The following is a 24,456-nucleotide window of genomic DNA, read 5'->3' on the forward strand; positions in this document are numbered from 1 at the left end:
CTCGAACCTCGTTAATCTCCGCGTTAAATTCTCCCATCAAAAAATCCTCACATCCCTAAATTATTCACACATGTAATCGATAATTAATATTATCTTGGCTCTTCAAAACCTTTGCCATTCACATGAATAATTTGGTAAGAGCCGCCATTGTAGCCATTCCGATTGCGATATCTGCCTGTAATCAAAACAGCGGCAACAACGAAAACTCGTCAAAAGATACGGCTGCCACCGCCACCGTGATCACTGCCAATGTAGATTTTGACAAGCTGCTGGCTGCTTTGCCTGTATTGGAACTGCCTTTCGATAAATATAGGCTGGAAGATATACCAGCCAACAAGTTCACACCGGTGAACAAAGACCATCGCTATGTATCGTATAAAGCGGGACTGCTGGCCCGCAAGCCGCGGTACATCGCTATCATCTATCAATGCAATGTCAATCCGGATAAAGGTTGGTATCATACCTATCTCGTTACCTATACTCCCGCAGGAAAAGAAATTGCCCGTGAAGAGATCGCGATGAATACACTGGAAGAGAATGGTAACGAGAAATCCAATATATCCACGGTGCCCGTGCTGGAGAATGATTCCATCGTAGAACTGCGAATGCAATGGTACCGCTACGAAACAAAAAATGAAGATGAGCCGAAAAGCAAGGCACGCCTCAGGATGCTGAAAATAAACCCCGATGGCGCCATCATCCATCTGCCTCAGGAAACAGATAGTTTCGAAGCATTCATGAAACGTTTTCCGGTATTGAAACTGCCGCTCACCATTGATAAAAAGCCTGAAACTGCCACCCTGCGGCCGCTTTCCAAACTTACGCCCTATTATAATTTCGAAGAATTTATCTTTTACGACAGTCTCAATCTTTATCACTACGGTAAAGTGATCACCAACAATAAAGTACCACTGCTACTATATGCCACAGGGCATATGGAGCAGGAAGAAATGGTGATGGACCCATCTATACAACTGGTATCTTACAATGAAAACGGTAAAGAAGTGAACCGCTGCATTGCCTTTGGCGCTATGGGCGCCGAAGGTTACTACACCGATGTGAAAAGCACGATAATCGCGCCAGACGGCTCTTTCAAACAAGTGGAAGAAGTGGGCGAGCCCGGCGACAATACGCGCGTGACAACGAAAATTTTTACCTGGAACCGTAACACTACCATCGATAATGATGGTAAATTTCATACCATTTATACTTCGCTTCTCCTGTCATCTCCCCAGTTTACAGAAAAAGCATTGAAGATAAAATTGAAAGAGAGAAGGGAGGCAGAAACGCCGCACAGCCCGTACAGCGCAAATTTCAATGAAGATGTGACGCTTATTCCATGGGAGAAACCCTTGTTATTGAAGCTGCACATTTTTCAAAATGAACACGAGCTGCTGGCAGAATTTTTTACGGTAGACAGCAAGGGCAAATTACTGGACCGTTATACCTTTATCAATACCCTGAAGAAAACGCCCTACGACCAGGTAAAGGCGGGCGACAACGCCGATCACGATGCGACGGCCGACGAGGAAAGCCGCCACCTGCAAGGGCCAGCGCTCATTCAACTCGCCGACAAACAGCTGGAAGTTACGCCGGATGGCAGGTTCAAGATGAAATAATTCGTACATTCATCTAAAACCATGTATTATGTCTGGAACTTTCACCAAGCTGCGGAATGCTTACCAGCTGTTCAAGAGCATTGATTTCAAAATGCTGGCAAAACTCTCCGAAAAAGTAGACCTGCCCAAAGTGATGGAATCCGTTGCCCATATGGACGAGCAGCAATTGAACGGATTGATGAAGATGTTGAGCAGCAGAGGCAGCAAGAAGAAACTACCACCCATCGAAGGCGACTTTTACCAGCTGAGCGAAAAGCTGAGCCCGGAAGATCGCGCCCTGCAATTGAAGGTACGGGCCTTCATGGAAAAAGAGATACAACCTATTGTCAACGAATATTGGCTGAAAGCCGAATTCCCTTTTGAGATCATTCCCAAATTTCGTGAGCTGAACATCTGCGGAGTTACCTATGATGGCTATGGCTGTCCTAACCGCTCGTATCTCATGGAAGGTATCATTGCCATGGAAATGGCCAGGGTAGATGCTTCCATCGCTACCTTCTTCGGTGTGCAGAGCGGCCTGGCCATGGGGGCTATCTATCTGCTGGGTTCACAGGCACAGAAAGATGAATGGCTGCCCCGCATGCAGCAGCTGCAAACGATCGGCGCATTCGGGCTAACAGAGCCGGAAGTAGGCTCCGGTACCGCTGGCGGTCTAACTACTACGGCTAAACGTGAAGGCGATACCTGGATCATCAATGGTCAGAAGAAATGGATCGGCAATGCCACCTTTGCCGACGTGATCGTGATCTGGGCCAGGGACCTGGATGATAACCAGGTGAAAGGTTTCCTGTTGAGAAAAGATACGCCTGGTTTTTCTGTAGAGAAGATGCACGACAAGATGGCCCTGCGCATTGTGCAGAACGGGCTGATCACGATGAAAGATTGCCGTATCGCAGAATCCGACCGTTTGCAGCATGCCAACAATTTCAAAGATACTTCCCGCGTGCTGCGTATGACCCGCGCCAGCGTGGCCTGGGAGGCTGTAGGCTGCGCCCGCGGCGCTTATGAAAATGCATTGTCGTATACCCGTAACCGTAAGCAATTCGGTAAGCCTATTGCTTCGTTCCAGTTGATACAGGGGCATCTGGTAGAAATGTTATCCAATCTCACCGCCATGCAAACCATGGTATACCGCCTCTCTGAAATACAGGACCAGGGCGGCCTGAAAGATGAACATGCTTCGCTGGCGAAAGTATTCTGCACCCTGCGCACCCGCGATGTGGTGAGCCGCGCCCGGGAAGTGATGGGCGGTAACGGCATCTTGCTGGAATACAATGTAGCCCGCTTTGTAGCCGATGCAGAAGCCATCTACTCATACGAAGGCACCAAAGAGATCAACTCCCTCATCGTGGGCCGCGCTATCACCGGCGCCAGCGCCTTCGTGTAATCGAAAATTATTCGCTATAATTTCTCTGTTCTTTTTTATAGATTTGGTCCAGTCTAAATTTCCGTTATGAAACACGCTGACCGTCGTAATTTTTTAAGGAATGTGTCCCTTGGAAGCCTTGCTGCCCTGGCCATTCCGGATATCGTATCGGCTGCACTGCCTGCCGATAAATCTAAAAAGATCACCCTGAAAAAAGATTATACCATTCTTTTCCAGGGCGACTCTATCACCGATTCAGGCCGCAAGCGCGATGCGGACGGCTTCAATAATGGTGGCGCCATGGGCAATGGTTATCCCTTCCTGGCCGCTTCAGATATGCTTTGCTCCCTGGCCGATAAAAACCTGAAGATGTATAACCGCGGCGTGAGCGGCAACAAAGTGTACCAGCTGGCAGAACGCTGGGATGCGGACTGTCTCGCTCTCAAGCCGGACGTGCTCAGCATCTTAATTGGTGTAAATGATTTCTGGCACACGCTTTCCGGTAAATATAACGGCACTGTCAAAACTTATCACGATGATTTCGACAAGCTGCTGGACCGCACGAAGCAACAGCTGCCGGATGTGCAGCTCATCATCGGCGAACCTTTTGCTGTAAAAGGCGTGCACGCCGTTGACGACAAATGGTATCCCACTTTCAACGACTACCGCGCTGCCGCCCGGGAAATGGCCAACAAGTACAAGGCCATCTTTATTCCCTACCAGGACGTTTTCGACAAAGCACAACAAACCGCTCCCGGCTCCTACTGGACCGGCGACGGCGTACACCCCTCCATGGCTGGCGCCCGCCTGATGGCAGAGGCCTGGCTGAAGAGTGTGAAGTGATTTACGCGAAGGTTGTCTTTGCTCAGGATTATTTTGATTAAAAGGATTACCATGATTTTTTTTGCAGGATCAATAAGGATTAAGAAAGGATTCGCGGAGATCTACCCGAAGATATCTTTTAATCCTTATTGATCCTGCAAAAAAAATCATGGTAATCCTTTTAATCAAAATAATCCTGAGCAAAGACAACCTTCGATTATACCTAATTGACATGAAACACATAATCATCTTTTTAATGATACTTGGTATCTCTCCGCAGTTGCGGGCGCAGCAACATGAGAACATTTATCTGTGGCCGGGTAAGGGCCGCCAGGCGCCGGAGCTGTCGCCGGATACCAGCCATCATGTAAGGCGGATCAAGGAAGTGAAAGACGCTTTCATGACCGTATATCCGTGTACCTTACCCGGGAAGAAAAAGGAAGCGGTAGTGGTATGCCCCGGCGGAGGATACAATATACTGGCGATCGACCTGGAAGGAGAGGAGATTGCAGAATGGCTTAACGGTCTTGGCTATACGGCATTTGTGTTAAACTACCGGGTGCCGCAGCAGCAAGCTGGCGCATTGGAAGATGTACAGCGTGCGATCCGCCTGGTGCGCCAGGGCGCCGCCAATTGGGGTATCGACCCGGAAAAGGTAGGACTGATCGGCTTTTCGGCCGGCGGGAGTTTGAGCGCACGCGCCGCTACCAGGTATAACGTTCAAGCCTATACGCCGGTGGATAAAGCGGATACGCTGTCGTGCAAGCCCGCCTTTGCCATGTTGATCTATCCCGCTTACCTCGACCAGGGCCCTGCTAATACTTTGACACCTGAATTAACTCTGAGCGCAGATACACCGCCGATGTTCCTTTTTGCTACCAGCGATGATCCATATGGTAACAGCGCCCTGGTGATGGCTGCTGCGCTGCGTCGCGCGAAGGTGCCGGTGGAACTGCATTTCTATAACAGCGGTGGTCATGGTTATGGCCTGCGTGCAGGCAACAGCGCTGCGGCTGCATGGCCCTTGCTGGCGGCCAGCTGGTTGAAACAACTGCATCTTAAATAAGAACAGATCAGCGTCATTTTACCACTGGTACCGCCATTCCGCCATCCATGCGGATCAGGGAAATTATAACAAATCATTATTTCCTTTTCGAGTAAATATTTCTATAAATTTGGCAGTGAAATTTAGCTATTCTTAAAATCTGTCATTATGGGAATATTTGATAAACTCAGGAATGAATTTATTGACATCATTGAATGGACCGACCCGTCCGCAGACACCATTGTGTGGAAGTTTCCCCGTTACCAGAATGAAATAAAAATGAATGCCAAGCTCACGGTACGTGAATCGCAGGTGGCAATTTTTATGAATGAAGGTAAGATCGCTGATGTATTTCAGCCTGGCATGTATACCCTCACCACGCAGAATATGCCCATCCTCACTACCTTACAAGGATGGAAATATGGTTTCAATAGTCCTTTCAAAGCGGATGTGTTTTTTGTGAGCACCCGCCAGTTCACCAATCAGAAATGGGGTACCAAAAACCCGGTGATGCTGCGTGATGCAGAGTTTGGCCCCCTTCGCCTGCGCGCTTTCGGCAGCTATGCTTTCCGTGTGAAAGATGGCGCTACTTTCCTGAAAGAGATCGCCGCTACCAACCCGGAATATACCGTAGATGGTATCAATGAACAGCTGCGCAACCTCGCCGTATCGCGTGGTATGGACGCTATCGCGGAAGCGAAGATCCCGGTGCTGGACCTCGCCGCCAAATACGATGAAGTATCGGCGCTGATCACGGATAAGATACGTCCTGAATTTAATGAGCTGGGACTTGAACTGACCAAGTTCCTCATCGAAAATATTTCACTGCCGCCAGAAGTGGAAGCCGCGCTGGACAAGCGCAGCAGCATGGGCATCGTAGGCAACCTCGGTGCATATGCACAGTTCCAGGCGGCCAACGCCATGGAGAAGGCCGCCGAAAATCCCGGTGGTGGCGGTCTCGCAGCCGCGGGCCTCGGCGCCGGTATGGGCGCCGCCATGATGGGACAGGTAGGTAATGTATTTCAGAACAACCAGGTAACACCGAATGCCGGCGCCGGCGCACCGCCGCCTTTGCCCGTGGCAACGCCTTTCTACGTAGCCATTGATGGCAAACAGGCCGGCCCTTTTGATATGGATCAACTCCGCCAACTCGCTGCTGCCGGCAGTTTGCAAGGCACTACCCTGGTATGGAAAACCGGTATGCCCGCCTGGTCAGCCGCATCTACCGTACCCGAACTTGCACCAATACTCGCCACCATACCACCGCCATTAATTTAGATATTTGTTTATTTGATTATTTGGATATTGGATTTAGGGATTTAAGAATTTAGGAATTTATGGATTTACGGATTTAAGAATTTATTGTCGATCCGTAAATCCCTAAATTCTTAAATCAATAAATTCCTAAATTCTTAAATCCGTAAATCAAAAAATCCCTAAATCCAATATCCAAATAATCAAATAACCAAATAAAAAAATACCCAAATGTTCCCCTATGTCTTTTGAGGAGAAAACCAGTGAGACGGTCAACTCACTAAAATGCCAGAACTGCGGAGCGCTGCTGCATTATGCGCCAGGTACGAACAGCCTGCGTTGTGAATATTGCGGTACCGTTAATGTGATTGAAGATACTGCGCAAACACCCGCTGCCATTCATTCTTTTGATTACAATGAATTTATTCATGCAGAAGAGTCGCATACCAGCGCCACGCAGGAAGCGGTAGTGGTGAAATGTACCAACTGTGGTGCGGCTACTACTTTGCCTCCTAACGTTACAGCAGATGCATGCCCTTTCTGCGCATCGCCGCTTGTAGTGGACCATGCGAAAACCACTACAATGTTGCAGCCGCACTATGTGCTTCCCTTTGTGGTGAAAGACAATGAAGCATTGCAGTACTTCCGCAGCTGGATGAGCAAGCTCTGGTTTGCACCATCGGACCTCGTGAAGAAAGTGAAAGATGGTTCATCGCAACAGCTGAAGGGCGTGTATCTTCCGCATTGGAGCTATGATACCAATACCAGCACCGATTATCGTGGGCAGCGCGGCGAATATTATTGGGTCACCGAAACATATGAAGAAGAAGTAGATGGCCGTACCGAAGTGCGTACGCGCGAAGTGCGGCATACTGCCTGGTATCCTGCTGCCGGAACCGTGTTCAACCAGTTCCAGGATGTGTTGGTATCGGCGAGCCCTTCACTGCCGCAAAAGATGGCGCAGGTAATTGAGCCCTGGAAGCTGGAACAGCTGAAAGCCTACGACGGCCGGTATCTCAGCGGTTTCCGGGCAGAGCTGTACCAAACGGATGCCAAGCAAGGCCTTACCATTGCTAAACGCAGGATGGACCCGGAGATTCGTTCAGAAATCTGCGGAGATATCGGCGGTGATGAACAAGTGATCGATGATTATGATGTTGCTTATAATGATCTTGCCCTGAAATATCTGCTGCTGCCTGTGTGGATCAGCGCCTACAAGTATGATGGCAAAGTGTATCATTTCGTTGTCAATGCCAGCACCGGCGAAGTGGCCGGCGATCGCCCCTACAGCTGGATCAAGATCGCAGGCCTGGTGATTTCGATCATCCTGATTGTGGTGTTATTGTACCAGTTATTTGCCCATCAACATTAGTCAGAACCAGGATTAAACGGATTGATAAGATTTTCCTGATTTAACGAGAAGATTAACAGTGGCGGATTTACGCGAAGAAGCCCTTGAAGCGCTCAAAGCGCTTCAAGGGCTTGAACCTTGTTGATCTTCGCGTTAAATCAGGAAAATCTTATCAATCCGTTTAATCTTGGTTCTCTTTTTGTGGTCCATCCCTGTATTCATCACCCAAAAAATTTTAACCATGAAAAACCGTATTTCGCTTACTGCTGGCTGTTTGGGCCTGCTATTAACCATCTCTTGCGGTAATGCGCCGAAGCGTCATGAAGCCACAGACAGTGCGCAAAAGATCAATGAAGTGGTGAAGCCGGTGGATGAAAAATCGTCGGGCTTTGCGGTGGAAGCTGCTAATGGCGGTATGATGGAAGTAGCCATGGGTACGCTTGCACAGGAGAAAGCGCAGAACAAGCGCGTGAAGGATTTTGGTATTATGATGGTCAATGACCACTCCAAGGCAAATGATGAACTGAAAGAGCTCGCCGGCCACAAAGGTATTACCCTGCCTGCTTCCGTTGATCCTGCTGAGCAGAAACATATCGATGAATTAAGTAAGAAAACGGGAAAGGATTTCGATAAAGCTTATATCGATATGATGGTAGATGATCATAATAAAGATGTGAAAGCCTTTGAAGATGCGGCGGGCAACTTGCCGGATATGGACGTGAAAGCCTTTGCCAGCAAGACTTTACCGGTATTGAAAGTGCACCAGGATTCCGCGAAGGCGATCAAGGAAGCGTTGAAGAAAATGAAATAGCCGTTTAGTGCGGGAGCTTTTCTTTGATGGCGCCATATACCCATGTGCCGGCGATAGCACTCAGCAAAGTAATGACTACGATGGTGAAGCCACTGCCGATCTGTGCGAACAGCGGTCCGGGGCAAGCCCCGGTGATGGCCCATCCCAGGCCAAAGATCAGTCCGCCGAATACCTGGCCTTTGCTGAATGTTTTAGGCGCAATGCTGATTGGTTCCCCGCCAAAAGTTTTGATGCGGAACCGCTTGATGACCTGCACGGAAATGATGCCGGTGATCACCGCTGTACCAATCACGCCGTACATATGGAAGGAGCTAAGTTGGAACATCTCCTGTATTCTGAACCAGCTGATTACTTGTGATTTGACCAGTATGATACCGAAGAAAACGCCTGCCAGCAAGTATTTGAAGTTTTTCATGAAGATCAGTTGAAGCATTTGAACAAGAATGGCAGGATAACATTGGCGCAGAGAAATCCGCCTGCCAGAAAACAAATAGTAGCTACCAGCGAGGGCCATTGCAGGTTGGAAAGGCCCATGATGGAATGCCCTGAGGTGCATCCGCCGGCATAGCGGGTGCCAAAGCCCACCAGGAAACCGCCAATTACAAAGAACACCAGTCCTTTCCACGTAAAGAGATTTGCCCAGCTGAATATTTCGGGTGGCAGCAATGCGCTGTAGTCGTGCACGCCATAGGCGGCGAGGCGCTGTTGTGTGGCGGCGGCTACCTGCACTGGTTCGGGATCACGCAGCAGTGTGCCCGCGATCAGGCCACCGATCGCGATGCCGGCAACAAAGAAGAGGTTCCAGGATTCTTTCTTCCAGTCGTAACGGAAGAAAGATACCTGGCCTGGAAAGCAGGCGGCACAGATATGGCGCAAAGAGGAAGAGATACCAAATGCCTTGTTGCCCAGCAGGAGTAGCAGGGGCACGGTGAGGCCAATCAGAAAACCTGCAACAGCCCAATGCCAGGGCTGTTGCAGGAAAGAAAGTATTTGCATATAAAAATGTTATCGGTATTAATGATCTGCGGGCGTGTGCAACAAATCGTTGTACTCCGGGTGCCTTTTCATATAGGCGTGCACATAGGGACACAAGGGCTTCACACGGAGGTGGTTGGCGCGTGCATATTCCAGCACGTACTTGGCCATCGCAGAGGCGATGCCTCTGCCTTCCAGCTCCTGCGGCACTTCGGTATGCACATAAGCGATACCGCCGGGAAAGAGGCTGTAAACGATAAAGGCAGTGTGGCCGTCGACAGTGGTTTCAAACTGATGTTTGGCCGTGTTCTGATGGATATCGAGTTCCATATGTGGTAGTTAAGGTTTGTCTTTGAATTGGATGCGGGTATGTGAGCCGTCGCAATAAGGCTTGTTGCCGGAGGCGCCACAGCGGCAGAAGGCGGTCACTTTATTTTTATGTGTTTCATGGCCATCGGCATCTTTCACCACGATATTGCCATACACCAGCAAAGGGCCGTTGGGCAAGGGTTCTACGATGCTTTCGGCAGTGATCTGCGGAGCGGCGCCGCCTTCGGCTGCTACTTCCGCATTCAGGTAATAGGAGAGTGCGCCGGAAGGGCAATCCTTTACTTGCTGGATGATTCGTTCAGTGGAAGCGCCTTCGATATTGATCCAGGGTTTGTTATTAGGATCAAATACGGCCGGCAGGTTACTGAAGCAGACCTTGGAATGCACGCACACATTGGGTTTCCACACCACGGTCACTTCTCCGTTACTGTATTTTTTCGTGATATCTTTCATGATTAATCCGCTTTAGTGATAATATGAACCGGGTTACTCAACAATTTATGGATCGGGCATTGTTCTGCGATCTCGAGCAGGCGGTTTCTTTGTTCTTCGTTGAGGTCCCCTCGCAGGTGGATCTCGCGTTCTATCCAGGTATCGTTTGGCGCGGCGGGTGTTTTGAGCGCTTTGTTGTAGCGTAGCGTTACCTCGATATCATCCAGCGGCCATTTTTTGCGGTTGGCGTACATTTTCAAGGTGATGGCAGTGCAGGCGCCAAGGCTGCTCAGTAGCAGTTCTCCGGGTTGAGGGCCGGTATTGCCGCCGCCGGCGTTCTCTGGTTCATCAGCCAGCCAGCGGTGTTCCCGCGCATCGACCGACACCTGGTAAGGTACGTGGGCCAGTGATACTTTTACGTCTTCGTCCATTATGTCAAGTTAAGAAATAAATCCTTTGTCAGCAGAGGAGCAACGGCGTATGTGCGTTACCGTTAGCCGACGGCTGGAACACGTATTTCATCGGTTTGAAATCCATCTCAGTCGAGTTTTGCCAGTTTGCCCGTGATCTCTTCGCGCTGCGCTTCAAATTGAGCCGGTAGTATAAGATCCTTGCCCAGTGTGGCTTTGGGCTCATCTACGGTAAATCCGGGTTGTTCGGTGGCCAGCTCAAAGAGCACGCCGCCGGGTTCGCGGAAGTATACGGAGCGGAAATATTTACGGTCCAGCTGATGGGTAGGATGGAGGCCATAGTTTTCCAGTTGTTCACGCAATTCTTCCTGCGCGGCCTCGTCGGCTACCCGGAAGGCCACATGGTGGATGCTGCCGCCGGCTACATGCCCACGGCTTTCGCCTTTGGCCTCTACCAGGTCGATGTAGCCGCCTGCCTGTCCTTCCGGCCCGGCGAAGCGGTAACGGTTGGTATGATGCTTTTTCAGTTCGTAGCCAAATACCGACACCAGCAGGTCGGCGGTAGGCTGAATATCTTCAAGGGTAAGGGTAACATGATGAAAGCCGCGCGTGGCATTGCTTTCGTTGATGTCGCCCGTTTCCCAGGGTATGCGGTCGTCGCTTGTTTCAGGAACGGTGAGCTCAAATTTCAATCCGTCGGGATCGAGGAAGGTGAGGTATACTTCTCCGAATTTGGAAGAGGGTTTATTGTAGATAATGTTCCTGGCTTCAAAACGTTTCAGCCAGAAGTCGAGGCTGCCTTCCGGAACTGAATAGCCGATCTCCGTAGCCATGTGCGTGCCGCGGCGGCCGGTGGCGATATCTTCCCAGGGGAAGAAAGTAAGGATGGTGCCCGGCGTGCCAGTCTCATCTCCATAATAAAAGTGATAAGTATACGGATCATCGAAGTTGACGGTCTTCTTCACAAACCGCAATCCCATCGTATCGGTATAAAAATCATAGTTACGTTTCGCTTTGCCTGCAATAGCGGTGATATGGTGCAGGCCCTTGATCTTGCCCATGGCTCCTCCTTCTTTTTATATGATGTTGCCGGCACATTCTGTGCCGGCAACCGGTATTATTTCTTCAACAGCTGTATTTCGCCGTAGATCTTCACTTCGTCACTTACCATGATGCCGCCGGCTTCGGTCACTGCGTTCCAGTTGAGGCCGAAATCTTTGCGGTTGATCTTGCCGTTGATCGTGAAACCCGCTTTGGTATTGCCCCAGGGGTCTTTTACCACGCCGCCGAATTCTACATCCAGCTTGATATTTTTGGTCACGTCGCGGATGGTGAGATCGCCATGCAGTACATAGGAACCGTCATTGTCCACGTTCTCATATTTGGTAGCAACGAATTTGATGTTGCGGTATTTATTCACATCAAAGAAATCAGGAGAACGCAGGTGGCCATCACGTTGTTCATTGCCGGTATCCACCGTATCTACATCAACAGTTACCGTTGTTTTAGCCGTCATAAAATCTTCTCCTTCTGTTTCTGCGTCTACAGAAAAAGTATTGAACTTGCCGCTGATGTTAGTGATCATCAGGTGTCTGATCTTAAAACCTAATTCGCTGTGGTCAGCATCTGCCACCCATTTTGTTTTTGCCATGTTGAAACTGTTTTTTATAATGAACAATTTTGAACGATCATCGGAAATGCCCTGCTGTACTGTATCTTAACAACCGGACTGCTAAGATTGTTTATGCAAATATCCGGCTTTCCGGACGGGGTTAAAATGGACTAATTAAAGATATTGATGTACAATTTATGTCCCTCGCTAAAGATAAGCAATTAGGATAAGGTATTTGTAATCAAATTAGGTTTGATTTTTTTTAAATAACATAAACATTAGTGATGAAAAATTGTTTACCTGTATGATATGAGATATCACCTGTTACTATTACCATTTTTGCTGAACTTACAAACCCGGGCACAGGATGCTGGCAGGATACTGACTTTAAGGGAATGCTATCAGCTGGCCAAACAAAAGAATGCCATAGTGCAGCAGGCACAACATTCTTTACAGGCGCGTGAATACCTCTTACAGGCAGATAGCCGTGGTTACTATCCGAAGCTCGACCTGCTCGCGGGTTACAACTATCTTGGCAAGCCGCTGGAAATAAACCTGCAACAAGTGAAAGACGGCGTGGTAAATGGTTCCGCCAATCAAAGCGTGAATACCGCCAATACTGTGTTTCAGCAGATCACCGGCCAGAACCTGCCACAAGCTGTGCAAGACAAGATCTACAACGCTACCAAAGGTATCATCAACACTTTCTATCCGGATTATAATCCATCGCTCAGCAAACAATCTTATTTTACTGCCGGCCTCTTTTTGCGGCAGCCGCTTTATCTCGGCGGCAAAATCAGATCGGCGCAGGAACTGGCACGCACGGGCGTTACGGCCGGGCAACTCAATCAACAGGTAGTAGAGAAGGAATTGTATTTCGGTATCAGTGCGCAATACCTGCGCATCCTCTATCTCAATACGATCATGGCGCATGAAACGGTGATCGTAGATGCTTTCCGCAAGAACCGCGACTACGCCACCTCTTTAAAAGATAATCAGCTATTACCTCCCTACCTGCTCAACTGGGCCAGGGTGGCCTATATACAAGCCACTAACCGTTACAGCAACCTGCAACTGGAAAAACAGAATGCACTGCTGGAACTCAACAAACTGCTCGGGCAACCGCTGGAAACGCCCGTGGCCATCAACGATACGCTGCAATACAATGCCATGGCCGTTCCCGGCGCGCAAGCCGGTCAGCTGGAAAACAACCCGGTATACCGCACCTTGCAAACGAAAACCGATCAGGCCAGGGTAGCGGTGAAGGCTACACGCTCTTTGTCTTTGCCCAACATCTTCGCCATCGGTAACCTGAGCCTCTATCAGAAAGACCTGCCCGTAACAGTGCCGCCATGGCTGCTGGGCGTGGAAATGCAATGGAACCTCTTCGACGGATTTTCCCGCATGAAGCGCACCAAGGCCACGAAGCAACTGGTAGAAGAAGCGCAGCTGGCCGCAGAAAGCACCCGCTCATCATTGGAACTACAGTTGAAAGTGGCCGCCAATAAAATGACCGCCATGCAACGCGAAGTGGCTTCGCTGGATAGCGCCCGTCAACAAGCGCATATCACCACCTTACTCATCACAGATCGTATGCAAAACCAGCTCTCTTCCGTAAAAGATGTGAATGAAGCCCTGTTGATGGAAGAAGAAATGGAGAAGATCTATTACACTGCCGTGCTGGGGTATTATCTCGCATTGGCCGAATACTGGAACATTGTAGGCACGCCCGAACAGCTGGCTGCCTATATCGATAAATAAAAGCACTGATGGTATGAAAAACATACTGAAGAATTATTGGGCATTGCTGATACCCTTGCTGGTACTCATTATCGCGTTGATCTTCTTTTTGAAGAAACCCGGCGATGCCGATAAAACCATTATCGGGATGGTAGATGCAGACTATGTAGATGTTGCTGCGGAATTTCCAGGCCGCCTCGATAGCCTCGTAGTGGAACAAGGCGATACGGTGAAGAAAGGTCAGCTCCTTGGCGTATTGCGCGCCACCGAGATCAATGCCATCCGCAACCAGGCGCTGGCCGCCATAGAAGCGGCACAGAGCCAGCTCACCCTGTTGGAAAAAGGGGCAAGGCCGGAAGCCATCAAAGCGGCGGATAACCTTTACAAGATCACACAGGACCAATATGCGCTGATGCAAAAGACCTACCAGCGCATGGAAAATCTTTTCAACGACCAGGTAATTTCCGGTCAGGAAAAAGACCTCGTGTATTTTAAACTGCAAGCGGCCAAAAAAGAAATGGAAACGGCCAAACTCAATATGGATATGCTACAGCAGGGAAGCCGGCCGGAAATGATCCAGGCAGCTGCGGCCATCCTCAAACAGGCGCAGGAAGGTTATCAGCTCACCAAAGCGCTGGCCGATAATACCTATATACACGCGCCATCAGATGGTATCATCTCTTCTATGGTGATCGAGGAAGGGGAGATCGTGGCGATCGGCTATCCTTTGATGACGATCCAGAAACCGGCTACTTATCACATGCGTTTCAATATCCGGCAGGATGAGATGAAAGGCCTGCAAAATGGCGCCCGCGTGAAGATGCGCGTTCCTGGCTGTACGCCGGAGAACTTTGATGCAGAAGTATATAAGGTAGCGCCCTCGCTCACCTTCGCCAACTGGGTGCCAGTGAAGGAAAGAGGTCAGTTTGAATTACGCACGTTCACCGTGGATTGTAAACCTGTTAGTCAGTCTGCCCTGCAAGGCCTTCGTCCGGGCATGACTGCCTCCATGCAAATACCATGATCCGATCTATCTGGCATATCTTCCTGCGCGAATGGAAACGCATCCTCACATTACCGGTGCATTACCTGGTATTGCTGGTAATGCCGCCACTGGTCTGCTTTCTGTATGCCTATATCTACAATGAGAAATTTGCGAAAGAGCTGCCCGTGGCCATCTGGGATGAAGCGCATTCGCCTTTGTCGCGGCAGTTTGCATTTATGCTCGAACAAACAGAAAGCATACACATCACCCAAACTGTGAACAGCCAGGCGGAGTTAGAGGAGATGATGAAACGCAATATCATCAACGCCGCTGTGCATTTCCCGCGCAATATGGACAATGACATTAAAAGCCGGCACCCGGTTTACATCACGCTATATACTAATACGGCGTATGTGGTGCCGGGTAAGCTGATCTATAAAGATGCGGCGCAGGTGATCATGACGGCCGGCGCCGGCGTGATGTTACAGAAGTTTGTAAAAACAGGCATGCCGGCAGGCAAAGCCATGGCCATGGTACAGCCGGTGAACCTGCATACCTATTTCCTGTATAACCCGCAGTACGATTACCAGCGTTACCTGGTGCCGGGCCTGGTGGCTGTGGCATTGCAAATGATGGTGATCATGGTAACCGTGCTGGCGCTTAACTATGAAACGCATACCAACACACTAACGGATTTGTATACACGCTGCGGCGGATCGGCCTCCAATGCCATCATCGGCAAAGGGCTGGCGCATTTAACGGTAGGCTGGATCAACTACCTGCTGGTTACCTTTATTATGTTTCCCCTGTTTACGGGCGGGCAGGTGGTAGCATCAGCTGGTTTATTTGTATTGTACACTTTGCTGATCCTGGCCTGCATCAGCATCGGGATGATGGCATCCGCCATCCTCAGCGATGTGATGGTGGCCTGTGATGCAGGCCTGTTCTACACTTCGCCGGCCTTTGTATTCAGCGGTTTCACGTTTCCGCGCTGGGGCATGCCCTGGTATGATCAGTACTATGCGGCTATCCTGCCATTCACGCCTTTCATGGATGCCTTTTTTAAAGTGTATTTCATGCAGCTGCCACTTTTTTATGCGTATAAAGAAATAGGGCACCTGGTATTGTTTATTCTCATCACTTTGCCGCTGGCTATTTTCTTTTTCCAGCGCAGGCTGAACAAATTATCCTTACAACATGCCTGATCTTTTCAAACATATCGGATCACTGTTCCTGCGGGAAGCGAAGCTGGTGGCTAAAGATCACAGTCTGCTGCTCACCTTGCTGCTGGCGCCTTTGCTATATGCCTTCTTTTACGGAAGTATTTACAGTTATAAGGTAGAGGAGAAGGTATTGCTGGCGGCGGTAGATGAAGACAGGTCCGAGCTGTCGCGCACTTTTCTTGCACAGATCAACCATTTGCAGATCGCGGCGGTGATGCAGGCCACAGACTTGCACGAGGCGCAGCAAAAGATGTATTATGGCGATTGCCAGGGCTTTTTGTACATCCCGAAAGGCATGCAGGCTAATGTGCTGGCTTTAAAACAGGCCGATGTGGTGCTGGCCGTGAATGCCGCGCGCTTCCTGCCTTCCAGCGAATTGGCGGGCGCCGTTACCACTATCGGGATGGCAGTGGGCGCCGGTGTACGGCTGCGCTACCAGGAAATGAAAGGCCTTAATTCCGAAATGGCCATGCAGGAGGCCATGCCCGTCAACCTCGATTACCGGCCCTTGTTCAACACACAGTCCAGTTACGGCGCTTTCCTGTTGCCAGGCTTGCTGGCGTTAATATTACAGCAAACATTGTTGATCGGTTTGGCGGAGAGCGTAGCATTGGAGCGGCAGCGGAAAATGATCCGGCAGCTGGTGGATGCCGGCGGCAGCAGTGTTTCCGCGGCTTTCCTGGGCAAAGGGGTTTTCTATTTCGTGCTGTTTGCGGCTTATGCCTGCTTCTTCATGACTGTTAATTATCACATCTTGCAGATCCCTTTCCGTGGCCATGCGCGAGATGTGGCGACTGCATTGGCTTTGTTCCTGCTGGCCCTGATACCATTAGGCATGTGGCTCGGTACCTTGTTCAAAACACAGCTGCTGGCTGCGCAGCTAATGGCGTTTTCCACCTACCCGGTATTTCTGCTGGCAGGGTATGCGTGGCCGTATCAATCGCTGCCGCCGGCTTTACAAATCGTTTCATCGCTGTTGCCTACCACGCCTTTTATACATATGTATGCATCCATCGTGCAGGCGGGCGGCACGCTAGCTGATAACAAAGGCGCGCTGGTGCACCTGGCCGCACTTTGCGTGCTTTACACGCTGCTGGCGCTTTGGCGGCTATCGGCATTAAAACAGCGGGAGGCGTTTTCCGGAATTGACAAATAAGAATATCTTTGCCAAGGATGTATGCAATTGTAGATATAGAAACCACAGGCGGGCATGCCAGTGCCAACGGCATCACAGAGATCGCCATCTTCCTGTATGATGGCAGGGAGCTGGTGCAACATTACGAAACGCTTGTGAACCCCGGTGTTCCGATCCCGTATTACATCGAATCACTTACTGGTATCACCAATGAAATGGTGGCCGATGCGCCGCCCTTTGAAGCGGTAGCGCCGATGGTGTTCAGCCTGCTGCACGACAAGATATTCGTGGCGCACAATGTCAATTTCGATTATTCTTTTCTGAAGCATCATTTGCAGGCGGCAGGCTACGACCTGCAATGCCGGAAGCTGTGCACCGTACGGCTGGGCCGCAAGATATTTCCCGGCCTGCCTTCGTATAGCCTTGGTAATATCTGCAAACATTTTAATATCCCTGTAAATGGCCGCCACCGCGCCTCCGGCGATGCAGAAGCTACTATGAAGCTCTTCGGCATGATGCTGGAACAAGACACGAACCAGGCCATTGCCACCATGCTCAGGGCAGGCTCCAAAGAGCAGTTCCTGCCACCCAACCTGGAACCGGAAGTGGTGAAACAATTGCCCGAATCGCCCGGCGTTTATTACTTCCATGATCATAAAGGAAAAGTAGTGTATGTGGGCAAAGCGAAAGATATCCGGAAGCGCGTCAACAGCCACTTTACGGGCAACAGCGCCAGTCGCCAGCGTCAGAACTTCTTACGTAATATTTACAACATCACCTGCCAGGAAACCGCCACCGAACTAATGGCCTGCATCCTGGAATCCGTTGAGATCAAGCGCCTGTGGCCCATCTTCAACTATGCACAGAAAAGGGTGGAATTCAGATACGGATTTTATTTATTTGAAGACCAGGAAGGATACCTGCGTTTGGTGATCGAGAAGAAGAGGAAATACAGTTCGCCACTGCATAGTTTCAACCTGCTTGTTGATGGCCATAGCCTGCTGCGTACGCTGATCCGCGAATTTGAACTATGTCCCAAATTATGCTTTCTGCAAAAAGGAAATGGCACCTGTACCGGTATCACCGCGCAAACCTGCCATGGCGCTTGTGAAAAAACAGAAGCGCCGGCTACCTATAATGAACGCGTGCGTGCCGCCATTCGTTTCCTGCAGGAACAGCAGCCTTCTGTTACCATCTTCGACAGAGGCCTGAAACCCGGTGAGCGTAGCTGCATCCTCATGGAAAAAGGTCGCTTCTACGGCATGGGCTATATCCCTGAAAACATCGATACCGCTGATCTTTCCAGCTTCCGCGAGCTGCTTACACAGTACCCCGAAAATGAAACCATCATCAGCCTGTTGCGGCCTTACGCTACCGCACAAACCGCCGTGTCGTAAAAAAAATTCATAAAAATAAAGAACAATCAAACTGTTTCGTGGTTACTTTTGCAGCTCGAAACAGTGACGCTAATCTTTAATTATTAATTTTTTTTATTCATGTTGGATTCAAATTTCAAGTTCCCGGGCCAGACTGCATTCTACAAAGGAAAAGTTCGCGATGTATACACCATCGACGATAAACTGATGGTGATGGTAGTAAGCGACCGTATCTCGGCATTTGATGTGGTATTGCCTCGCCCGATCCCTTACAAGGGCCAGGTGCTGAACCAGGTGGCTGCTATCATGTTGGAAGCTACTAAAGACATTGTTCCTAACTGGGTAAAATCTACGCCGCTGCCAAATACTACTGTAGGCTTGAAGTGTGAGACCTTCCCCGTGGAAATGGTCGTACGCGGCAACCTTACCGGTCATGCCTGGAGAACCTACAAAACCGGCCAGCGCACGCTCTGCGGCGTAACCATGCCGGAAGGTATGAAGGAAAATGATTTCTTCCCTTCTCCCATCATTACCCCTACTACCAAAGCGCATGAAGGTCATGATGAAGATATTTCCAGAGAAGAGATCATCGCACAAGGACTGGTAAGCAAGGAAGATTACGAGCAACTGGAAAAATATACGCTCGCCCTTTTCCAGAGAGGTAAGGAGATGGCGGCAGAACGTGGCCTGATCCTCGTTGATACCAAATATGAATTTGGCAAGATCGGCGATACCATCTACGTGATCGATGAAATCCATACGCCTGACTCTTCCCGTTACTTCTATGCAGAAGGTTACGAAGCCAATCAACAAGCCGGCCAGCCACAACGCCAGCTGAGCAAGGAGTTCGTACGTGAATGGCTGATGGAGAACGGCTTCCAGGGCAAAGACGGACAACAAGTACCTGAAATGACTGACGCATTCGTGAACAGCGTAAGTGAAAGATATATTGAGCTGTTCGAAAATATTACCGGCAGAAAATTCGTTAAAGAAGATGTGCCGGCTGCTGAAGCAGAAGCGAGGATCCTCGCTGCGCTGAAAAGCCTGTAGCACTGGCTGAAAGATATCCGCCTCTCCCGGCAACGGGAGAGGCTTTACTAACCCGCAACGTACCCACTATGAGAGCTGTATGCTTCGCGGCCCTGGCCTGCCTGCTGGTATTATCCGCCTGCAAATTCAGGCAGAAAACAGACCCCATCGAAAAACCCCTCAAAGAAACCCTGGAAGAGGCTGCCACCCAACCCGGCATGAACGCCGGCACCGGACTTGTTTCCATCGACATTCCCCAAGGCTGGAACCGCACAGATACCGTTATGAACGGCGTCAATTTCGTATATGTGCTCGGACCTAATTTCCACGTAGGACAAGCCAGCGCCACCATCATCACACAAGCCCTTACTAATGGCGCCAGTTTCGACAGCTATTTTGAAATGAACAGGAGCGGGCTGGAAAACGGACAACGCGTGGTAAGAGTGGACGACAGCGTACGGGAACTCAATGGCGATCCCGTAAAAGGACTGACCATGACGCGCGACATCAATGGCACCACCGTACGCACTGCGCAGTATTTCGTGCTGCATGACAACATCGTGTACATTGTTACCTTCGGCGCCCCGGAACAACATTTTCATAAATGTGTCAAAGACTTTGATCACATCTTCAATTCTATAAAGTTCTGATGTATTTATGTCCTATTTTTGTTGATAAATCGACAGGACTTGAAACATCTGGCTGCACTCAACAAATACTTTCTACGGAATAAATGGCGATTGATCCTCGGGCTGCTGTTTACGGCAATATCCATCGTATTCAGCGTGTTCCAACCCATCATGGTAAGGCAGATATTTGACCTGCTATCGCATAATCTCGACGAATACCGCCTCCTGAGCGACACCGGCCTCAAAGGCGTTTTCCGTTCGGACTTCACACATGTACTGGCCTTCTACGGCGTATGTATCCTGGTGTTTGCGCTGCTCAGCGGCTTTTTCCTCTTCCTCCAGCGGCAAACGCTCATCGTGATGAGCCGCCACATCGAATACGATCTCAAAAATGAAATATACCAGCAATATCAGCGACTGGATCTCAACTTCTTCAAGATGCACCGCACCGGCGACCTGATGAGCCGCATCACGGAAGATGTATCACGGGTACGCATGTACGTAGGTCCCGCTATCATGTATGCATCCCGAACTGTTTTTCTGATCGTCGTTATCGTTTGGCTGATGATAGAGGTAAACCCGCTGCTCACGCTGTATACCTTGTCGCCACTGCCTTTCCTGGCGCTCACCATCTACTATGTAAACCGTATCATCCACCGCAAAAGCGAAAAGATACAATCACAATTATCTAACATCACGTCTATCGCGCAGGAATCTTATTCCGGTATCCGCGTGATCAAATCCTATGTGCAGGAAGAAGACAGCACGGAGCATTTTGAAAAGGCCAGTGAAGACTATAAGCAAAGCTCTATCAGTCTGGCCAAAACAGATGCCCTGTTCCAGCCCATTATGGCGCTGATGATCGGCCTTAGCGTGATCCTCACCATCTTCATCGGCGGCTTGCAGGTGATCGCAGGCAATATCACTGTTGGCAATCTGGCCGAGTTTGTGATCTATGTGAACATGCTGATGTTTCCCTTCTTTTCCATCGGCATGGTAGCATCGATGATACAACGTGCGGCAGCCTCACAGCAACGCATAAACGAATTTCTGCTGATACAGCCGGATGTGAAAGACAATCCCGGCGCCTCGCATGTGAACATCAGCGGAGAGATACGCCTGGAGCGGGTTACATTCACTTATCCGCATACGGGTATCACGGCTATACGCGATTTCAACCTGCATATCACTCCCGGCCAGAAGGTGGCGGTCATTGGCCGTACCGGCTCGGGCAAAAGCACGCTGGCACAGCTGCTCATCCGCATGTACGATCCGCAGGAAGGAAAGATTTTGCTGGACGGTCATGATATCCGCCATATGCAGCTGGACAACCTGCGCGGACAAATCAGCTATGTACCGCAGGATGTGTTCCTTTTCTCGGATACCATTGCCAATAATATCCGCTTCGGCGATCCTTCCGCTGCCTTGCCACTGGTACAAACCGCTGCCCGACAGGCTTCCGTTGAAAAAGATATCCTCGGTTTCAACGAAGGATTCGAAACAGAAATAGGGGAGCGTGGCGTTACTTTAAGCGGTGGCCAGAAGCAGCGTATCTCTATCGCCAGGGCGCTGATCAAGAACCCGGAGATACTGTTATTCGACGACTGCCTTTCCGCAGTAGATGCCCGTACCGAAAAAGAGATCATTGGTAACCTTTACGCCTATCTGAAAAATAAAACCGCTATCATCATCACCCACCGCATCTTCGCGTTGTTTGAGTTCGATAAGATCATCGTGCTGGACGAAGGAAGGATCGTAGAAGAGGGAACACATGAAGAATTGTTGTCATTAAACGGATACTATTCCGAGCTGTACGCCCGCCAGCAATCAGGAGATGAGGAAAGCGTAACAGAATAACAATCACTGTCTTGCATATACGCCACTGCAGCCATTTACAGCCTTGTTTTATGAATTTTCAAAATCATTTAAAATTATTTTGATATTTGTAAAACAATAGTATATTTGTTCCTTATTGAAACAGGATTTGATTCGTTAACACTTAAATCTAACAACTGTGGCGTACGAAAACAACAATCAACAGGAAAGAAACAATGACAGCATCTTTTCTAAACGATTGAAAGCGGGCAAAAGAAGAACGTACTTCTTTGATGTAAAGACCACTCGGGGAAACGATTATTTTCTGACTATAACAGAAAGTAAGAAACGTTTTAATGACAACGGTTACGACAGGCATAAAGTATTCCTGTACAAGGAAGACTTCAACAAGTTCCTGAATGCGCTGACCGAAACCATCAACTATGTGAAAACTGAGTTGATGCCCGATTTCGACTTTGATGCCTACAACCACGATTATGTGCAGGAAGAACAGGATGAAGCAGAAGGAGCTGAAGTTGTATCAGCTGCTCCTGTTGCAGTTCCTGTAGAGGCTTCTGCGCCAGCCTCACATAGCACCGATGATGTAGACAAATGGTAATCTTTTTAATTAAATTAAGATAAATAACCCCCGGATTTTTCCGGGGGTTTTTTATTTGAGAATTTACGGATTTGAGAATTTACGTATTTACGGATTTATGGATTTTGGAATTTAGTTTCGATTCTTAAATTCCAAATTCCAAATTCCAAATTCCAAATTCCAAATTCCAAATTCCAAAATCCGTAAATCCGTAAATCCGTAAATCCATAAATCCATAAATCCATAAATCCATAAATTATTTCACCTTTTTCACATTCACATAGAAATTCTTATCTACCTCAAAATCATCTGGATTGGTGAGTGTGAGGCTGGCCGTGCGCCACAGGGCGCCGGGATAGATCATCTTGTAACCGTTTTCGCTGAGCTTCACTTTCACCGGCATATTGAAATCCTTTACATCTGATACCCAGCGGTATTGCAGTTGCTGGCCATAGATGCGGTACTCCAATGTAGGGATGGTGGTTTTGTGGAGATATTGTTCGAATATCTTGCTGAGATCCATGCCCACGGCTTCACTCATGTAGCTTTCTATTTGCTGTGCGGTAACCGTTTGATGCCAGAAGGTTTTGTTGAGGCCGCGCAGCATTTGCCGGAAGGCTTCATCGTTGTTCATAATCTGGCGGATCATGTGGATCATGTTAGCCCCTTTGGGATACATATCGCCGCTGCCTTCCTGGTTTACGTTGTAGGCCGGAATGATAGGAACATCATTTTTAATACCACGACGGATACCTTGTAAGTATTCATTGCCGGCTTTCACGCCATACTCGCAGGTAGTGAACAGCGTTTCGGAATAGTTGGTAAAGGATTCGTGTATCCACATATCCGCGAGGTCTTTGCTGGTGATGTTGTTGCCAAACCATTCATGGCCGCTTTCATGGATGATGAGGAAGTCCCATTTGAGGCCCCAGCCGGTGCCGGAGAGGTCGCGGCCGGAATAGCCCATCTTGAATTTGTTGCCATATGCCACAGCGCTCTGGTGCTCCATGCCGAGGTGTGGCGATTCTACGAGCTTGTAGCTGTCCTTATAAAAAGGATATTTACCGAACCAGTACTCGAAGCATTTGAGCATGGGCTTCACCACGGCGAAATGCACTTTGGCGGTATCTATATTATAGTCAAGCACCCAGTAGGAGAGGTCGAGCTTGCCGCCTTCGCCGTTATAGGTATCTTTTATCTCTTCATAATGCCCGATGTTAAGGGCTACATCGTAGTTGTTGATCGGATTGCTCACGTACCAGGTGTACGTCGTAGTGCCGTCACCGTTAGGCTTCACTTTTTTAAGGCGACCGTTGGAAATGTCTTTCAGTTCTGAAGGCACGGTAACATGGATGGTCATATTTTCCGGCTCATCGCTCTGATGGTCTTTGTTGGGCCACCATACGCTGGCGCCGAGGCCCTGGCAGGCAGTAGCGATCCAGGGACGGCCTTCATTGTCTTTAGCCCATACTACGCCGCCATCCCAGGGGGCGTTTTTTGCGCGCCTTGGTTTGCCATGATAGAAAACCGTAACGCTGTTGGTATGGTTTTTCTCTTGCGGCGACTGCATTTTAACGAACCAGGCATTGCCATCGCGGGTGAAGGCGAGTGCGGTCTTGTCCTGTATCACACTGTCGATCACCAGTGGTTCCTGCAAGTCTATCTGCATGGTGGAATCGGTTTTCAATATGTCGTAGGTGATGGTATTGAAGCCGGTGAAGGTGCTGTCGTCCAGGTTCACGGCCACGTGCAGGTCGTACGATTTCACATCCCACCAGGCGCGTTGCGGTGTGATGGAACCTCTCAATGTATCCGCTCTCGTGAAGCGTTGTTGCGCGCCGGCTGTGAATGTTGCCAGCAGGGCGGCGCAGAGCATAGGTATGCCACGCATATTTATTC

At 49.4% G+C, this 24,456-nt stretch carries 24 protein-coding genes; 16 read left to right on the forward strand and 8 right to left on the reverse strand.

Features of this window, described 5'->3' with window-relative positions; genetic code table 11:
• The first annotated feature begins 122 nt into the window (after positions 1-122).
• The 7 genes from FPG75_RS10810 to FPG75_RS10840 all read left to right on the forward strand — a co-directional run bounded on the left by FPG75_RS10810 (position 123) and on the right by FPG75_RS10840 (position 8,268).
• On the forward strand, positions 123-1,619 hold the full coding sequence (locus FPG75_RS10810; RefSeq protein ID WP_143306784.1) for a hypothetical protein: 1,497 nt from the start codon (positions 123-125) through the stop codon (positions 1,617-1,619).
• A 28-nt stretch (positions 1,620-1,647) separates the two neighbouring features.
• Positions 1,648-3,006 carry an acyl-CoA dehydrogenase family protein gene (locus FPG75_RS10815; protein ID WP_143306785.1) on the forward strand — a complete coding sequence of 453 codons (1,359 nt, stop codon included), beginning with the start codon at positions 1,648-1,650 and terminating at the stop codon, positions 3,004-3,006.
• A 66-nt stretch (positions 3,007-3,072) separates the two neighbouring features.
• The gene (locus tag FPG75_RS10820) at positions 3,073-3,828 is read left to right on the forward strand and encodes an SGNH/GDSL hydrolase family protein (RefSeq protein ID WP_236652764.1); all 756 of its coding nucleotides are present in this window, start codon (positions 3,073-3,075) and stop codon (positions 3,826-3,828) included.
• A 211-nt stretch (positions 3,829-4,039) separates the two neighbouring features.
• Positions 4,040-4,873, forward strand: coding sequence for an alpha/beta hydrolase (locus FPG75_RS10825; protein ID WP_143306788.1), 834 nt, complete (start codon positions 4,040-4,042; stop codon positions 4,871-4,873).
• A 147-nt stretch (positions 4,874-5,020) separates the two neighbouring features.
• Positions 5,021-6,130 (forward strand): SPFH domain-containing protein, encoded by a 1,110-nt coding sequence (locus FPG75_RS10830; protein WP_143306790.1) that lies wholly within the window; start codon positions 5,021-5,023, stop codon positions 6,128-6,130.
• A 217-nt stretch (positions 6,131-6,347) separates the two neighbouring features.
• Entirely contained in the window at positions 6,348-7,478 is a 1,131-nt protein-coding gene (locus tag FPG75_RS10835; protein WP_143306792.1) for a zinc finger domain-containing protein, read from the forward strand.
• A gap of 220 nt (positions 7,479-7,698) precedes the next feature.
• Positions 7,699-8,268: a DUF4142 domain-containing protein gene (locus FPG75_RS10840; RefSeq protein ID WP_143306794.1), complete on the forward strand. Its 570-nt coding sequence runs from the start codon at positions 7,699-7,701 to the stop codon at positions 8,266-8,268.
• 4 nt (positions 8,269-8,272) lie between these two features.
• Here the strand turns inward: FPG75_RS10840 and FPG75_RS10845 are convergent, their stop codons facing one another.
• The 7 genes from FPG75_RS10845 to FPG75_RS10875 all read right to left on the reverse strand — a co-directional run bounded on the left by FPG75_RS10845 (position 8,273) and on the right by FPG75_RS10875 (position 12,066).
• A complete protein-coding gene (locus tag FPG75_RS10845; protein WP_236652765.1) occupies positions 8,273-8,683 on the reverse strand; it encodes a DUF6691 family protein in 411 nt (136 codons plus the stop codon).
• Between the two features lie 5 nt (positions 8,684-8,688).
• On the reverse strand, positions 8,689-9,264 hold the full coding sequence (locus FPG75_RS10850; protein WP_201747938.1) for a YeeE/YedE family protein: 576 nt from the start codon (positions 9,262-9,264) through the stop codon (positions 8,689-8,691).
• 18 nt (positions 9,265-9,282) lie between these two features.
• On the reverse strand, positions 9,283-9,573 hold the full coding sequence (locus tag FPG75_RS10855; RefSeq protein ID WP_143306798.1) for a GNAT family N-acetyltransferase: 291 nt from the start codon (positions 9,571-9,573) through the stop codon (positions 9,283-9,285).
• A gap of 9 nt (positions 9,574-9,582) precedes the next feature.
• Positions 9,583-10,026 carry a (4Fe-4S)-binding protein gene (locus FPG75_RS10860; protein WP_143306800.1) on the reverse strand — a complete coding sequence of 148 codons (444 nt, stop codon included), beginning with the start codon at positions 10,024-10,026 and terminating at the stop codon, positions 9,583-9,585.
• A 2-nt stretch (positions 10,027-10,028) separates the two neighbouring features.
• Entirely contained in the window at positions 10,029-10,436 is a 408-nt protein-coding gene (locus FPG75_RS10865) for an OsmC family protein (protein ID WP_143306801.1), read from the reverse strand.
• A gap of 107 nt (positions 10,437-10,543) precedes the next feature.
• A complete protein-coding gene (locus tag FPG75_RS10870) occupies positions 10,544-11,476 on the reverse strand; it encodes a ring-cleaving dioxygenase (protein WP_143306803.1) in 933 nt (310 codons plus the stop codon).
• A 56-nt stretch (positions 11,477-11,532) separates the two neighbouring features.
• Positions 11,533-12,066: a YceI family protein gene (locus FPG75_RS10875; RefSeq protein WP_143306804.1), complete on the reverse strand. Its 534-nt coding sequence runs from the start codon at positions 12,064-12,066 to the stop codon at positions 11,533-11,535.
• A gap of 270 nt (positions 12,067-12,336) precedes the next feature.
• On the opposite strand from FPG75_RS10875, the gene FPG75_RS10880 reads away from it, so the two are divergent.
• The 9 genes from FPG75_RS10880 (at position 12,337) to FPG75_RS10920 (ending at position 22,578) form a co-directional block, all read left to right on the forward strand.
• The gene (locus FPG75_RS10880; RefSeq protein WP_143306805.1) at positions 12,337-13,788 is read left to right on the forward strand and encodes a TolC family protein; all 1,452 of its coding nucleotides are present in this window, start codon (positions 12,337-12,339) and stop codon (positions 13,786-13,788) included.
• Between the two features lie 13 nt (positions 13,789-13,801).
• Entirely contained in the window at positions 13,802-14,791 is a 990-nt protein-coding gene (locus FPG75_RS10885; protein WP_143306807.1) for an HlyD family secretion protein, read from the forward strand.
• Positions 14,788-15,957 (forward strand): ABC transporter permease, encoded by a 1,170-nt coding sequence (locus FPG75_RS10890; protein ID WP_143306809.1) that lies wholly within the window; start codon positions 14,788-14,790, stop codon positions 15,955-15,957. Before FPG75_RS10885 ends, FPG75_RS10890 begins: the two co-directional genes overlap by 4 nt.
• A complete protein-coding gene (locus tag FPG75_RS10895) occupies positions 15,950-17,131 on the forward strand; it encodes an ABC transporter permease (protein WP_143306810.1) in 1,182 nt (393 codons plus the stop codon). The genes FPG75_RS10890 and FPG75_RS10895 overlap by 8 nt, the downstream gene beginning before the upstream one ends.
• A 17-nt stretch (positions 17,132-17,148) precedes the next feature.
• On the forward strand, positions 17,149-18,507 hold the full coding sequence (locus FPG75_RS10900; RefSeq protein WP_143306812.1) for an exonuclease domain-containing protein: 1,359 nt from the start codon (positions 17,149-17,151) through the stop codon (positions 18,505-18,507).
• Positions 18,508-18,606: 99 nt separating this feature from the next.
• A complete protein-coding gene (locus tag FPG75_RS10905) occupies positions 18,607-19,536 on the forward strand; it encodes a phosphoribosylaminoimidazolesuccinocarboxamide synthase (RefSeq protein WP_143306814.1) in 930 nt (309 codons plus the stop codon).
• A gap of 68 nt (positions 19,537-19,604) precedes the next feature.
• Positions 19,605-20,165: a hypothetical protein gene (locus FPG75_RS10910; protein WP_143306815.1), complete on the forward strand. Its 561-nt coding sequence runs from the start codon at positions 19,605-19,607 to the stop codon at positions 20,163-20,165.
• A gap of 39 nt (positions 20,166-20,204) precedes the next feature.
• Positions 20,205-22,001 (forward strand): ABC transporter ATP-binding protein, encoded by a 1,797-nt coding sequence (locus tag FPG75_RS10915; RefSeq protein ID WP_143306817.1) that lies wholly within the window; start codon positions 20,205-20,207, stop codon positions 21,999-22,001.
• A 157-nt stretch (positions 22,002-22,158) separates the two neighbouring features.
• Entirely contained in the window at positions 22,159-22,578 is a 420-nt protein-coding gene (locus FPG75_RS10920; protein ID WP_143306818.1) for a DUF3276 family protein, read from the forward strand.
• Between the two features lie 235 nt (positions 22,579-22,813).
• On the opposite strand, the gene FPG75_RS10925 is transcribed toward FPG75_RS10920, so the two are convergent.
• Complete coding sequence (locus FPG75_RS10925) at positions 22,814-24,448, reverse strand: M1 family metallopeptidase (protein WP_143306820.1); 1,635 nt, start codon at positions 24,446-24,448, stop codon at positions 22,814-22,816.
• Positions 24,449-24,456 lie beyond the last annotated feature (8 nt).

It is taken from the genome of Chitinophaga vietnamensis (assembly GCF_902167635.1).
In the GTDB taxonomy this organism is placed as follows: domain Bacteria; phylum Bacteroidota; class Bacteroidia; order Chitinophagales; family Chitinophagaceae; genus Chitinophaga; species Chitinophaga vietnamensis.

Bases quoted from the DNA above. Each gene is read 5' to 3' on its own strand.
- FPG75_RS10925 (WP_143306820.1), bottom strand. From the start codon at position 24,448: ATGCGTGGCATACCTATGCTCTGCGCCGCCCTGCTGGCAACATTCACA.
- FPG75_RS10885 (WP_143306807.1), top strand. From the start codon at position 13,802: ATGAAAAACATACTGAAGAATTATTGGGCATTGCTGATACCCTTGCTG.
- FPG75_RS10870 (WP_143306803.1), bottom strand. From the start codon at position 11,476: ATGGGCAAGATCAAGGGCCTGCACCATATCACCGCTATTGCAGGCAAA.
- FPG75_RS10825 (WP_143306788.1), top strand. From the start codon at position 4,040: ATGAAACACATAATCATCTTTTTAATGATACTTGGTATCTCTCCGCAG.
- FPG75_RS10840 (WP_143306794.1), top strand. From the start codon at position 7,699: ATGAAAAACCGTATTTCGCTTACTGCTGGCTGTTTGGGCCTGCTATTA.
- FPG75_RS10875 (WP_143306804.1), bottom strand. From the start codon at position 12,066: ATGGCAAAAACAAAATGGGTGGCAGATGCTGACCACAGCGAATTAGGT.
- FPG75_RS10815 (WP_143306785.1), top strand. From the start codon at position 1,648: ATGTCTGGAACTTTCACCAAGCTGCGGAATGCTTACCAGCTGTTCAAG.
- FPG75_RS10860 (WP_143306800.1), bottom strand. From the start codon at position 10,026: ATGAAAGATATCACGAAAAAATACAGTAACGGAGAAGTGACCGTGGTG.
- FPG75_RS10900 (WP_143306812.1), top strand. From the start codon at position 17,149: ATGTATGCAATTGTAGATATAGAAACCACAGGCGGGCATGCCAGTGCC.
- FPG75_RS10845 (WP_236652765.1), bottom strand. From the start codon at position 8,683: ATGAAAAACTTCAAATACTTGCTGGCAGGCGTTTTCTTCGGTATCATA.
- FPG75_RS10880 (WP_143306805.1), top strand. From the start codon at position 12,337: ATGAGATATCACCTGTTACTATTACCATTTTTGCTGAACTTACAAACC.
- FPG75_RS10895 (WP_143306810.1), top strand. From the start codon at position 15,950: ATGCCTGATCTTTTCAAACATATCGGATCACTGTTCCTGCGGGAAGCG.
- FPG75_RS10855 (WP_143306798.1), bottom strand. From the start codon at position 9,573: ATGGAACTCGATATCCATCAGAACACGGCCAAACATCAGTTTGAAACC.
- FPG75_RS10820 (WP_236652764.1), top strand. From the start codon at position 3,073: ATGAAACACGCTGACCGTCGTAATTTTTTAAGGAATGTGTCCCTTGGA.
- FPG75_RS10850 (WP_201747938.1), bottom strand. From the start codon at position 9,264: ATGCAAATACTTTCTTTCCTGCAACAGCCCTGGCATTGGGCTGTTGCA.
- FPG75_RS10865 (WP_143306801.1), bottom strand. From the start codon at position 10,436: ATGGACGAAGACGTAAAAGTATCACTGGCCCACGTACCTTACCAGGTG.
- FPG75_RS10905 (WP_143306814.1), top strand. From the start codon at position 18,607: ATGTTGGATTCAAATTTCAAGTTCCCGGGCCAGACTGCATTCTACAAA.
- FPG75_RS10830 (WP_143306790.1), top strand. From the start codon at position 5,021: ATGGGAATATTTGATAAACTCAGGAATGAATTTATTGACATCATTGAA.
- FPG75_RS10835 (WP_143306792.1), top strand. From the start codon at position 6,348: ATGTCTTTTGAGGAGAAAACCAGTGAGACGGTCAACTCACTAAAATGC.
- FPG75_RS10890 (WP_143306809.1), top strand. From the start codon at position 14,788: ATGATCCGATCTATCTGGCATATCTTCCTGCGCGAATGGAAACGCATC.
- FPG75_RS10810 (WP_143306784.1), top strand. From the start codon at position 123: ATGAATAATTTGGTAAGAGCCGCCATTGTAGCCATTCCGATTGCGATA.
- FPG75_RS10910 (WP_143306815.1), top strand. From the start codon at position 19,605: ATGAGAGCTGTATGCTTCGCGGCCCTGGCCTGCCTGCTGGTATTATCC.